Here is an 11,760-nt window from a genome sequence, read left to right on the forward strand (position 1 = left end):
GATCGCACCGAGGGTCTTTGAATCATGGCTTCCCTGAGCTCCGCCGACTGGCTGGACCTGCTCGACAGCAGCCACGGCCTGCCGCCGCCGCTGCGCGCCTGTGCCTTGCTGGACCGCGTCTGGCAGGCCGAGCCCGGCTGGGCCGCGAGCCTGCCCCTGGGCCAGCGCGACCGCCAGCTCCTGGAGCTGCAACAGGCCTTGTTCGGCCCACAGCTGGATCTGCTGGCCGCCTGCCCGCGCTGTGGCGAGAGCTTGGAGCTGGCCCTGCAAGTGCCCGAGCTGATGGTGCCGGAGCAAACCTCAGGCAGCGCAGAGGCCCTGACGCTGGAACTCGACGGACGCCTGTTGCGCTGCCGCCTGCCCGACAGCCGCGACCTCTGGGACGCGGCGCAGCAGGCAGACGAGGGCCAGGCCCGCGCCCTGCTGATGGCGCGCTGCCTGCAGCTGAGCGAGCAAGACCAGGCCGAGGCCGCCGCGCCGCTGGCTCTGAGCGAGGAGGCAGTGCAGCTGCTGAGCGCGGCGCTCAGCGACGCCGACCCGCAGGCCCACACCGAGCTGGCCCTGCAATGCCCCGCTTGCGAGCACGGCTGGAGCGAGGGCTTTGACATCGCAAGCCATTTGCTCAGCGCCTTGGCGAGCTGGTCCGAGCGCTGCCTCGATCAGGTGCATCTGCTGGCCCGGGCCTATGGCTGGAGCGAGGCCCAGGTGCTGGCCCTGAGCCCCGGCCGCCGGGCGCGCTATCTGGAACGGGTGCTGGCATGAAGACCCAGGGCATGGCCTCGGACTTCTTCGCTGCGCTGGCCCGCAAGGCCGTGCAGGCGCCCGGCTTGCTGCTGCGCCGTGCCTCGCGTTTTGAGGAGGCCCCTGCGGCGAACGGACCTGCGCGATGGGGGGCAGATCCGGCAGGGTTGGCCGAGCCGGGTGAGGGCGAGGGCCTCGGCGTGCCGGCGCGCGGCCCGTCCCCGCAGCTCTGGAGCGGCACCCGCGCAGATGCTGCGCCTGTGCCGCAGGGCCCTGTGATGCAGGCCTTGTCAGACGCCGGTTCATCGGCGCGCCCCGCGCTGGCTCCGAGTGAGCGAAATCTGGCTCAACGATCCGCGTCCGCCCAGGCGCCTGATCTCGAGGCTCGTGTTCAGCAGCCTTGGAATCCCGTGGTGGCCCTGTCGCGGCCCCAGGACAATGGCTGGGCCGATGCCAGCCGGAGCCTGACTGAACGCCGTCCTGCGCGCGATCGCGGGCAGGAATCTGAGGCCGCGCCGCAACCGGCCGATTCACAGCGGGGCCGCTCGACAGCTGTGACGCCATCGCGTCCATCACGCATGGCCGCGCTGGATCGCCTGGAGCCTGCAGCCACTGCGGACGACAGCTCGGCGTCGCGCGGGCCGGTGCTGCCATCGCTGGCATCCTTGAAGCTTCAGCCGCTGGATGCCGTGCAGGCCCCGCGCGAAGCTTCCCTGCATACGCTGCCTGATCGACGCGAGAGCGCCGCTTCGGCGCACACCACGCGGCATGAAGCTCCGGCGCCGCAGATCGAGATCCACATAGGCCGCATCGAGGTGCTGCCGGCCGGGGGGCCGGCGTCTGCGGCCGCTCCGCAGCCGAACCCCTCGCAGGCGCATGCGCGTGCGCCGCAGTCGCTGGAGTCCTATCTGGCAGAACGGCGGCGCTCATGAGCTCGGCCCTGGGATTGGCCGCCACCTCGGCGGTCTTGCAGCAACTGATCAGCGATGGCTTTGTCGCGCTCAAGCTGGCCGATGTGCTGGGTGCCAGCCCGGTGGTGACTTGCTTGCCGCCCGAGAAAGCCCAGGCCCAGGCGGACCTGCCTTCGCTGAACATCGTGCTCTACAACCAGACCCGTAACACCGGCTGGGCCAATCTCGACTTGCCCAGCCGCGATGGGCGTGGCGAGCGCAGCGCCAATCCGGCCCTGGCCCTGGATTTGCACTACCTGCTGGTGGCCTATGGCCTGCAGGATTTCCAGGCCGAGATCCTGCTTGGCGCCGCCATGCAGGTCTTGCACGACACGCCGGCCCTGGGGCGTGAGGCCATCCGCCGTGCGCTCAAGCCTGAAGCCAATAAACCCAATCTTCCCAAGCAGCTGGAGCTCGCCGGCTTGGCCGACCAGTTGGAGCAGCTGCGCATCACGGCCATGAACCTGGGCATGGACGAGGTCTCGCGGCTCTGGGGGGCCATCCAGCTGCCAGCGCGGCCGAGTGCGGCCTATTCGGTCAGCGTGCTGTTGACGCAGACGCCGCGCAGTGTGCGCACACCGCTGCCGGTGAGCAGCCGCCAGGTGCATGTGCTGACCTTGCGCAGCCCCCGCATCGATCGGGTGGAAGCCGAAGGGCCGGCGGGCTCGCCCATCCTGCCCAACAGCATCGTGCGCATCAGCGGCGCATTGCTCAAGTCGCCCCAGCTGACGCTCAAGCTCAACGGCGTTTCGCTGCCGCCGGCCAGCCTGCTCACGGTCAGCGACGAAGAGGTTCGTCTGCAGCTCAGCCCCGCCCTGGACTTGCGCGCCGGCCTGTGCAGTGTGCAGGTCTGCCATGCCCATCTGATGGGTTCGCCACCGCAGCCGCATGGGGTGGTGGAGTCCAATCTCGGCGCCCTGGTGTTGCATCCGCAAGCGCTGTTTGCGCTGGAGCCCGGTGCGGGTCAGGACGTGATTGACGGCCAGGCCTATGCCAAGGGCCGCATCAGCGCCACGGTGACGCCACCGGTCGGCGCGCGCCAGCGGGTGCGCCTGCTGCTCAACGAGAAAGACCCGCCCGCCGACCGGCCGGCGCGGGCCTACAGCTTTGATGCGCCCGAGGGCAATGGCGTGGTCGCGCCGGCCCCCAGCAATGGCGTGCTGCGCATTCCGTTCCAGCATGTGCTGCCCGGCCGCTACCTCGCGCGCCTGCAGGTCGATGCCGGCGTCAGCCCGCTGACGGTGGCGGCCGATGGCCGCTTTGCCGGCCCGGAGTTGCTGTTGTGAACACCGCCTCGGCCCCATCGAGCTCGCCGATCGGCAAGGGCAGCAGCAGCCACCGCGAGCAGGCGCGCAACGCCCGCGTGCTCACGCAAGCCCTGGCGCGCATCGAGCAGCATCTGCAGCAGGCGCCGGGCCAGCCCATGCCTTTGCTGTCGGGCGAGCAGGTGCCGCCGGCCTTGGCTCAGCTGGCGCACAGCTTGGGCCTGAGTCCGTTTGAGCGCGATGCCTTGTTGCTGGCCGTGGCGCCGCAGCTCGATGCCCGCATCGGCCCGCTGCTGACACAAGCGCAGGGCGAGGGCGGGCAGCCCTGGATGAATGGCCGCCTGGCCCTGGCCTTGCTGGCCGAGTCGCGTTGGGAAGCCCTGACGCCGGTGGCGCCACTGCGCCGCTGGCAGCTGATCGAGCTGGTCGGCGGACTGGGCCCGCTCGACGCACGCTGGGCGGTGGACGAGACCGTGCTGCACGCCCTGGCCGGGGTCCGCTATGCCGACCCGCGCCTGGCGCCCTGGCTGCAGCGCCAAGCGGCGCATCGGGATGTGGATGCGGATCTGGGGGCACAGCAGGATGCCGGCCTCGCCGCACTGGCCGCCGCCTGGGAGGCGGCGCCTTCATTGCTCCACACCCCGGTGGCCCGCTACGCCGGCCGTGAGGCCGAGGTGCTGGTCCACACTTTGGCGCAACGCCTGGGCTTGAGTCTCTATCGCCTGCAAGAGCTGCCCCCATCGGCCGAGCGCGAGGCCATGACCCGGCTCTGGGCCCGCGAGGCGCTTTTGCACCGCGGCCTGCTCTGGGTGGATCTGGATGCCATGGAGGAGGGCGGCGCGTCCGGGGCGCAGCTGGCCGCCTGGCTCGACGGCCTGCCCAGCCTGGTGCTGCTCAGCAGCCGCGGCGAGGCGGGGCGCTTGCCGCTGCGCCGCGCGCAGCGCTCGCTGCCTTCCACCGAGCTGAGCACGGAACGCCGCCTGGCCTTGTGGCGGGACAGTCTGGGCCAGAGGGATGTGAGCACCGAGCTGCAGCGCCAGCTGCCGGCCCTGGCCGAGCAGTTCCAGCTGTCCCAGACCCAGGTTCTGCAGCTGGCCGGGCAATGGCGCGCTTCGCTGGACGATCACGCGGGGGAGGACGAGCGTGCCCGGGCCGGCCGCCTGTGGCAGGCCGCACGCGAGGCGGCGCGCGAAGCCGCGGGTGAGCTGCTGCGGCCCTCCACGCGCACGGCTCCGGGCATGGCTGGGGGCATGACAGGCGGTTCGGTGGGCGCCGGGCTGGACGGCCTGGCCCAGCGCATCGAGGCGCGCGCGCAATGGGCCGATCTGGTCCTGCCCGAGCCGGCCCTGCACAGCCTGCGCAGCATGGCCGCCCAGCTGCGCCAGCGCCACCGGGTCTACCAGAGCTGGGGCTTTGCCGAGCGCAGCAGCCGCGGCCTGGGCCTGAGCGCCCTGTTCAGCGGCGGCAGCGGCACGGGCAAGACCCTGGCCGCCGAGGTGCTGGCGCGCGAGCTGCAGCTCGATCTCTACCGCATCGATCTGGCCAGCCTGGTCAGCAAGTACATCGGCGAGACCGAGAAGAACCTGGCCCGCGTATTTGCCGCCGCCGAAGCCAGCGGCGCCATCCTCTTGTTCGACGAGGCCGATGCCTTGTTCGGCAAGCGCAGCGAGGTCAAGGACAGCCACGACCGCTACGCCAATATCGAGGTCAGCTACCTCTTGCAGCGGGTGGAGAGCTACCGCGGCCTGGCCATCCTGACCACCAATCTCAAGCAGGCCATTGACCCGGCCTTCCAGCGCCGCATCCGCTTCATCGTCCAGTTCCCCTTCCCGGACGAGGCGGCCCGCGCCGCGATCTGGGAGCGCGCCTTCCCGGCCGCCGCGCCGCTGGGGGCCATCGACATCGGCAAGCTGATGCGGCTCTCGCTCTCGGGCGGCCACATCCGCAATCTGGCGCTCAATGCCGCGTTTCTGGCCGCCGACGAAGACTCGGTCATCACCATGCGCCATCTGCGCGATGCCGCCGCGGCCGAGTTCGCCAAGCTGGAGCGGCCCTTGCCCGCCGCCGATGTGGGAGATTGGCTGTGAACAAGCCTGTCTCAGTGGCCACCTCGGTTCAGGCTGTGCCGCGGAGCAGCGCCGCGCCGGCTCCTCGGGTGCAGCTGCATATCGGCAGCCTCGCCTTGCCGGGCTACACGGCGCGAGAAGGCGCGCGGCTGGCCGGAGCCTTCGAGCAGGAGCTCGGGCGTCTGCTGGCTCAGCAGGCTTCGCAGCTGGCCCTGCAGCCCAGCATGGAGGCCGATCTGCTGCGCATCCCTCGTTTTCGCCGCTCGGCCGCCGAGTCGCCCGAGCGCACCGGCCAGCGCCTGGCCCGCGCCTTGATCCAGGGGCTGCCGCGATGAGCAGCAGTGCCGTCCACGCCGCCAGCCCCAAGGGCGCGGAGCGCGAGCAGGCGCCGCGCGGCGAGAAGCGCCCGCCCGGCAAAGAGCCGGCGGTTCGCCCCCTGCTGCAACGCCGCTGCGCCTGCGGCAGCGGCGCCGGTGCCGGCGGCGAATGCGAGAGCTGCGCGGCCAAGGCCTTGTTGCAGCGTTACAGCAGCGGCGGCAGCCCTGCCTCCAGCCAGAACGAGGCCGCCTGGCCCGGCTCGGTCAGCGACACCTTGTCGCGCGCCGGCCGGCCGCTCGATGCCGACACGCGCAGCTTCATGGAATCGCGCTTCGGCCCCGGCAGCGATTTCTCGGCCGTGCGGGTGCACGACGACAGCGCGGCGGCCGCTTCGGCCCGCGATGTCGATGCCCAGGCCTACACCGTCGGCCAGCATATCGTGTTCGGCGATGGCGCCTACCAGCCGCACAGCGAGCCGGGCCGCCACCTGCTGGCCCATGAGCTGGCCCATACGGTGCAGCAGCAGGGCCTGCAGCGCAGCGGCATCAGCAATCTGGCCGATCACGGCCCCGACTACCGCCGCCTGGAAATGGAAGCCGACCAGACGGCCGACCGGGTGATGCGCGGCGGGCTGACGGAGGGTTTGAACCTGGGCCAAGGCCTGAGCCGCAGCGGCCCGCGCCTGTCGCGCAAGGCCGATCCCGCAGCGGCCGCCAAGCCCGCAGAGGCCAAGGATGAAGACACGGGCAAGGCCAAGCCACCCAGCTTCGAGGCCAATTACGAAACCACCACCTACAACCGCAAGTTCTCGCTGACGGGAACGGCGGTGCCCGAGCAGGCCACCGGTACCGTGGACAAGACCGAGGCGGCCTACAAGGTGGACACCCTGGTCCTGCCGCCGCAGAAAGGCCAGAAGGCCCTGGACTATTGCAAAAAGAACACCAGTGCCTTGCACGCGGTGTTCGACTGGTCGGGCGGCCCGGTGCCGACCCAGAACAAGGCCGGCAAGAACGAGGCCCGCGATCCAACCGAGAAGCTGCAACGCTCCTGGCTGGAAACCGTGGGCTACAAGCTCGACAAGAAAGCCCACGCGCGCTGGGCCGAAGTCGGGGGGGAGAAACAGTTTCCCAAGCCACCCATCGGCCCGAGCTGCGAGCTCGACCATATGCAGGAGTTGCAGGTTGGTGGCACGAATGCCGGCAGCAATCTGCAGGTCATCGACAAAGTGGACAACGCCTCCAGCGGCGGCCTGATCCAGCAGCAGCTGCGCCAGCTGGCCGAGCAGGCTTTTGTCGATGCCAAGGACGCGCTCGGCGGCAAGCGACCCAAGCGGGTGTCGCTGACCTTTGGCGGTGTGCTGATGCAGGGCTCGCCGACCTGTGGCATCTGCTGCCAGCTCTCTCAACGCTTTGTCGATCCGGCCGTCACGGCCGCCACCGACAAGCCCTCGGTCGATGTCGAGCTGAGCGTGCTGGGCAAGGCTTTCACGCTCAAGCTGCCGGCGGACAAGAGCAAGTCCATCCCGCTGACCGGGGTCAATGCCGCCATCGCCAGCAGCGTCAAAGGTCTGACGATCATCAGCTACGAGCGCGACCCCAAGGGCAAGGGCCATGACAAGCTCAAGGCCACCTTGGACGATGCCGCCATCGGTGCCAAGCCCGGCACCAAGAGCACGGTCGTGACCCTGGCCATCGGCCCGGATGGTGTGGTCAAGCCTCTTTCAGGCAAGCTGCCGGCGCCCATCAAGGCCGAGTTCGCCAAGCTCAGCCCCATCACCTTCACCACCCTGAGCATGGACGCCTCGGGCGTGACGGCCGCAGGCACCATCAAGCCCTCGCTGCCCCTGCTGCCCACGCTCGATGTGGTGCTGGACCCCCAAGGCTTCCGCATGGGCAAGGCGCTCGATCCCAAGAAGATCAAGCCGCCCTTCCCGGGGATGAAGGTCACCGAGGCCAGCGTGATGATGGAGCTGGCGCCGGCCTTCAAGCCGGTGGGCACCCTGGCTTTCGAGATCGGCGGGGCCAAGAAGGTGGCCGATGTGAAGCTGACGGCCAGCGCCGACGATCAGGGCCTGGTGCTCAAGGGCGATCTCTTCGTCTACATCCCCGGTGTCGACGAGGCCAAGGGCACGGTGCTCTACCAGGCCGGGCAGTGGAGCGGCGGCGCCAAGGTCGAGGCCAGCAAGCTCAAGCTGCCTTTTGTCACCGGGGGTGCGGTCGATGTCAGCCTGAAGAACGGCAAGCTCGATGCCAACGGCCGGGTCGATCTGGAGCTGCCTGGCAAGAACCCGGCGTCGCTCGAGGTCAAGTACGCCAACAACCGCTTCAGCTACTCGGGCCGCGGCCGCATCGAAACCAAGAGCAAGTACCTGAAGCCCATCGACGCCAAGCTCTCGGTCGATGGCGATCTCTTCCGTGCCACCGGCAGCACCGGCATCGCCTTCTCCGGCCTGGACGGCACGGTCAGCGCGACCTACGAGAACCAGGGCGGCAAGGAAAAGGTCTACGGCGATGGCAATATCAAGATCGACAAGGGCCGGGCCAAGGGTTCCATCGACGTCAAGCTCCACCCCAACCAGACCCTCACCGGCAGCGGCAAGCTCAGCTACGAGATCAAGAAGGACATGGTGGCCTCGGCCGCCATCACCATCGACGAGAAGCAGAAGATCACCTTCGATGGTGAGCTGAGTTTTCCCGACATCACCCTGTTCCCGCGCTTCCCCAAGGACGAGACGCCCAAGAGCCTGTTCAGCGCTTCGGGCAGCATCCCCATCCCCGGCGCGTCCATCGGCCCCATCGGCCTCAAGGTCGAGCTCTACGGCGGCCTGGGCTATTACTACTACGTCGGCCCGGGCGTGCTCACCGGCATCAAGGCCACGGTCAAGTTCAGCCCCTTCGAGCCCGACCCTGACTTCGCCTTCAGCATGAAGGCCAAGGCCAGCATCCCGGCCGGCGGTGGCATCACCGGCACGGTGGGCGCCAATGTGGTGCTCGATGCCTTCATCGGCAAGGTCGGCGGCGGGCTCAGCGTGGAGGCGCGTGCGGGGCTCAAGGGCAAGGCCGAGCTGGGCGGCGAGATCGCCTACGCCAAGGACCGTTTCAGCGTCGATGCCAGCGCCTACATCGGCGGCAGCATTGAGCTCGGTGCGGCGCTCAAGGCCAAGGTGTTTGCCGAGGCCGGCGTCTCGGTCTTCAAGGTCAGCACCGAAAAGGTCTGGACGCTCAAGGAGGCCAAATTCGACACCGGCCTGAGTCTGGGTGTGCGCATGCCGCTGCACTACGACAGCGTCGAGGGCTTCCGCATGCCCAAGCTCTCGGACATCCAGCCCGAGCCCGCCGAGTTCAAGCTCGACACGCAAAAAATGCTCGGCAATCTGTTCGGTGCCGCCAGCAGCGAGGAGAAGGAAAAGTGACCGGCCTGACCCGCTCGCCCAAGCTGCTCAAGGGCGGCATCATCTTGATCGACCCGTCCAGCGGTGCGGTGCAGCGCGTGATCGCCCTGCAGTACAACCCCGATCTGCTGACCCGCTCGCTGACGCCCCAGGGCGCCGGCAGCAGCACGGCGCTGAGCCAGCCGCTGCGGCTCAAGGGCCCGCCGATCGAGACCCTCAAGCTCGACGCCGACATCGACGCCACCGACCAGCTCGCAGCGCCCGACCAGCATGCCGCCGTGGTCGAGGTGGGTCTTCATGCCCAACTGGCCGCGCTCGAGGTGATGGTCTACCCCGACAGCGGCACCTTGATCCGCAACAACGCCCTGGCCAGCGTCGGCACGCTGGAGATTGCGCCGGTGGAGGCGCCGCTGCCGCTGTTTGTGTGGAGCAAGGAGCGGGTGGTGCCGGTGCGCATCACCGATTTCTCCATCGTCGAGGAGGCCTTCGACGCCCAGCTCAACCCCATCCGTGCGCGCGTTTCGCTGGGCATGCGGGTGCTCAACATCAACGACCTGGGTTTTGGCAGCAAGGCCGGCCACCTCTACATGGTCTACCACCAGGGTCGCGAGCGCCTGGCCCGCAAGGCCTCCAGCGCCTCGCTGGCCAGCCTGGGCCTGAACGCCTTGTTCTGAGACCTGCGCCCCCACCGAGAAGCACACCATGAGCACCGACCAGCGCTACCCGCCCAACAGCCGCTACCACGGCATCGAAACCGCCGAGTGGGGCGAGGCCGACGGCCGCACCGTGGTCTATCTGCGGCGCCGCTTCGTGCCCGACCCGGCGCGCTTTGTCGGCTTTCAGGAGTACCGGGTGGTGGAGGGCGACCACATCGACCGCATGGCCGCGGCCGTGCTCGGCGACCCCGAGCAGTTCTGGCGCCTGCCCGATGCCAACGGCGATCTCGATGCGCGCGATCTGGAAGAGATCGGCCGCCGCATCCGCCTGACCCTGCCCGAGGGCATGGGTGGCGGCTCGGGTGGCTGGGGAGGGGCGGGCGGTGCTTAAAGGCATGCATGTCACCCTGCTGGTCGGGCCGGCCGTGCCGGTGCCCGTGCCGCAGCCGGTGATGGAGGCCTTGCAGAGCTTCCAGGTGACCTCGGCGGCCGGCTCGCGCAGCGGCTTCCAGATCAGCTTTGCCATCGAGAACCGTTCCCCTCTTCACACCTTGCTGGTGCTGGCCGGCGGCCAGGTGCCCTGGTTGCGCGTGCTGATCGTGCTGACCATCAACAGCCTGCCGCGCGTGCTGATGGACGGGCTGATCACCAAGCAGGAGATCAGCGGCTCCAACGAGCCCGGCGTTAGCACCCTGACCATCACCGGCGAAGACCTGTCGGTGGCCATGGATCAGCAGCAGTTCAACGGCCTGCCTTACCCCGCCATGCCGGCCGAGGCTCGAGTGGCCCTGATCGTGGCCAAGTACGCCATGTTCGGCATGGTGCCCCTGGTCATCCCCCAGGTCTTCAACGATGTGCCGGTGCCGGTGGAGAAGATCCCCACCCATCAGGGCACCGATCTGTCCTATCTGGAGAAGCTGGCCAAGGATGCCGGCCATGTCTTCTACATCGTGCCCGGCCCGGCGCCCGGCATGAACACCGCGTACTGGGGCCCGGAGATCAAGATCGGCCTGCCCCAGCCTGCGCTCAATCTGGGCATGGATGCGCACAGCAATGTCGAGTCGCTGAACTTCAGCATCGACCATGCCAAGAAGGCCATGCCCGTGGTCTTCATCCAGAACTCGTTGACCAAGTTCCCGATCCCGCTGCCGATTCCCGAGGTCAGCCTGCTCAACCCGCCGCTGGGCCTGCTGCAATCCTTGCCCAAGTCCATCAACCTGATGAGCGACACGGCCAAGCTTTCGCCCATGGCCGCGCTGTCCAAGGGCATGGCGGCGGCGGCCGGCTCGGCCGATGTGGTGCAGGCCACGGGATCCGTCGACGTGCTGCGTTATGGAACGGTGCTGCGCGCGCGCGAGCTGGTCGGCGTGCGCGGCGCTGGCGTGGCCTTCGACGGCATGTACTACGTCAAGTCGGTCACCAGCAGCTTCAAACCCGGCGAGTTCAAGCAGAACTTCACTCTGACCCGCAACGGTCTCATCTCAACCCTTCCGATGGTGCCCCCATGAGCAGCGAAGGCAAGTACTACGGCAAGTACCGCGGTGTGGTGCTCAACAACATCGACCCCATGCAGATGGGGCGCCTGCAGGTGCAGGTGCCCGATGTCATGGGCCTGGGCCTGTCCAGCTGGGCCATGGCCTGCGTGCCCTTCACCGGCAAGCAGGCCGGCTTGTTCTGCCTGCCGCAGATCGGCGCGGGCGTCTGGGTGGAGTTCGAGCAGGGCGACCCGGACCATCCGGTCTGGGTCGGCGGCTTCTGGGGCAGTGCGGCCGATGTGCCGGCCCTGGCCTTGGCCGGCCTGCCGGTCTCGCCCAGCATCGTGCTGCAGACCGGTAACCAGAACGCCTTGATGATTTCCGACCTGCCCGGCCCGGCCGGCGGCATCCTGCTCAAGACCACCGCGGGCGCCCTGATCTCGATCAACGAGCTGGGCATCACCATCAGCAACGGCCAGGGCGCCACCATCATGCTCAACGGCCCCAGCGTCAACATCAACGCCGGCGCCTTGACGGTGATCTGAGCGCAACAGGAGCTTCGACCGCCATGCCAGGCTTCATCGTTCATGTCGGCGCCACGGTGCTGTGCTCGCACGGCGGCCAGGCCAATCCCAGCGTGCCTTTTCCGCGCGTGCTGGTCTCGGGCCAGCCGGTGGTCACCATCGCTGCGCCCTATCTAGTTGCCGGCTGCTCCATGCCGCCACCAACCGCCGGCAATGGCCCCTGCGTCACCGGCCAATGGCTGACCGGCAGCACGCGGGTGCTGGCCGGCGGCCAGCCGCTGGTGCTGCAGTCCAGCAGCTCCGTCTGTGCGCCCACCGGCACGCCCTTGATCATCGCCATGACGCAGCTGCGCGCGTCGGCACTCTGAGTGAGG

At 68.8% G+C, this 11,760-nt stretch carries 11 protein-coding genes; all 11 read left to right on the forward strand.

Annotated features, from left to right (window positions below):
* The first annotated feature begins 24 nt into the window (after positions 1-24).
* Genes OOB33_RS08910 through OOB33_RS08960 form a run of 11 tightly spaced genes read left to right on the forward strand, consistent with a single transcriptional unit; the run spans position 25 to position 11,754 of the window.
* On the forward strand, positions 25-762 hold the full coding sequence (locus OOB33_RS08910; protein WP_271008413.1) for a hypothetical protein: 738 nt from the start codon (positions 25-27) through the stop codon (positions 760-762).
* Positions 759-1,673 carry a hypothetical protein gene (locus OOB33_RS08915; RefSeq protein ID WP_271008414.1) on the forward strand — a complete coding sequence of 305 codons (915 nt, stop codon included), beginning with the start codon at positions 759-761 and terminating at the stop codon, positions 1,671-1,673. The genes OOB33_RS08910 and OOB33_RS08915 overlap by 4 nt, the downstream gene beginning before the upstream one ends.
* A complete protein-coding gene (locus OOB33_RS08920) occupies positions 1,670-2,977 on the forward strand; it encodes a DUF4255 domain-containing protein (protein WP_271008415.1) in 1,308 nt (435 codons plus the stop codon). Before OOB33_RS08915 ends, OOB33_RS08920 begins: the two co-directional genes overlap by 4 nt.
* Complete coding sequence (locus OOB33_RS08925; protein ID WP_271008416.1) at positions 2,974-5,043, forward strand: ATP-binding protein; 2,070 nt, start codon at positions 2,974-2,976, stop codon at positions 5,041-5,043. The genes OOB33_RS08920 and OOB33_RS08925 overlap by 4 nt, the downstream gene beginning before the upstream one ends.
* Positions 5,040-5,357, forward strand: a complete 318-nt coding sequence (locus OOB33_RS08930; protein ID WP_207795935.1) for a hypothetical protein — start codon at positions 5,040-5,042, stop codon at positions 5,355-5,357. Before OOB33_RS08925 ends, OOB33_RS08930 begins: the two co-directional genes overlap by 4 nt.
* Positions 5,354-8,752, forward strand: a complete 3,399-nt coding sequence (locus OOB33_RS08935; protein ID WP_271008417.1) for an eCIS core domain-containing protein — start codon at positions 5,354-5,356, stop codon at positions 8,750-8,752. The genes OOB33_RS08930 and OOB33_RS08935 overlap by 4 nt, the downstream gene beginning before the upstream one ends.
* A complete protein-coding gene (locus OOB33_RS08940) occupies positions 8,749-9,405 on the forward strand; it encodes a hypothetical protein (protein ID WP_102767928.1) in 657 nt (218 codons plus the stop codon). The genes OOB33_RS08935 and OOB33_RS08940 overlap by 4 nt, the downstream gene beginning before the upstream one ends.
* Before the next feature lie 28 nt (positions 9,406-9,433).
* Positions 9,434-9,778, forward strand: coding sequence for a LysM domain-containing protein (locus OOB33_RS08945; protein ID WP_271008418.1), 345 nt, complete (start codon positions 9,434-9,436; stop codon positions 9,776-9,778).
* Between the two features lie 4 nt (positions 9,779-9,782).
* The gene (locus tag OOB33_RS08950; RefSeq protein ID WP_271008419.1) at positions 9,783-10,895 is read left to right on the forward strand and encodes a hypothetical protein; all 1,113 of its coding nucleotides are present in this window, start codon (positions 9,783-9,785) and stop codon (positions 10,893-10,895) included.
* Entirely contained in the window at positions 10,892-11,407 is a 516-nt protein-coding gene (locus OOB33_RS08955) for a phage baseplate assembly protein V (protein ID WP_102767925.1), read from the forward strand. The genes OOB33_RS08950 and OOB33_RS08955 overlap by 4 nt, the downstream gene beginning before the upstream one ends.
* 23 nt (positions 11,408-11,430) lie before the next feature.
* Positions 11,431-11,754 (forward strand): PAAR-like protein, encoded by a 324-nt coding sequence (locus OOB33_RS08960; RefSeq protein WP_102767924.1) that lies wholly within the window; start codon positions 11,431-11,433, stop codon positions 11,752-11,754.
* Positions 11,755-11,760 lie beyond the last annotated feature (6 nt).

Source organism: Paucibacter sp. B51 (genome assembly GCF_027863535.1).
In the GTDB taxonomy this organism is placed as follows: Bacteria; Pseudomonadota; Gammaproteobacteria; order Burkholderiales; family Burkholderiaceae_C; genus Paucibacter_A; species Paucibacter_A aquatilis.

Excerpts from the sequence above, each read along its gene's own strand:
- OOB33_RS08950 (WP_271008419.1), top strand. The coding sequence starts at position 9,783 with ATGCATGTCACCCTGCTGGTCGGGCCGGCCGTGCCGGTGCCCGTGCCG.
- OOB33_RS08920 (WP_271008415.1), top strand. The coding sequence starts at position 1,670 with ATGAGCTCGGCCCTGGGATTGGCCGCCACCTCGGCGGTCTTGCAGCAA.
- OOB33_RS08960 (WP_102767924.1), top strand. The coding sequence starts at position 11,431 with ATGCCAGGCTTCATCGTTCATGTCGGCGCCACGGTGCTGTGCTCGCAC.
- OOB33_RS08945 (WP_271008418.1), top strand. The coding sequence starts at position 9,434 with ATGAGCACCGACCAGCGCTACCCGCCCAACAGCCGCTACCACGGCATC.
- OOB33_RS08955 (WP_102767925.1), top strand. The coding sequence starts at position 10,892 with ATGAGCAGCGAAGGCAAGTACTACGGCAAGTACCGCGGTGTGGTGCTC.
- OOB33_RS08910 (WP_271008413.1), top strand. The coding sequence starts at position 25 with ATGGCTTCCCTGAGCTCCGCCGACTGGCTGGACCTGCTCGACAGCAGC.
- OOB33_RS08915 (WP_271008414.1), top strand. The coding sequence starts at position 759 with ATGAAGACCCAGGGCATGGCCTCGGACTTCTTCGCTGCGCTGGCCCGC.
- OOB33_RS08935 (WP_271008417.1), top strand. The coding sequence starts at position 5,354 with ATGAGCAGCAGTGCCGTCCACGCCGCCAGCCCCAAGGGCGCGGAGCGC.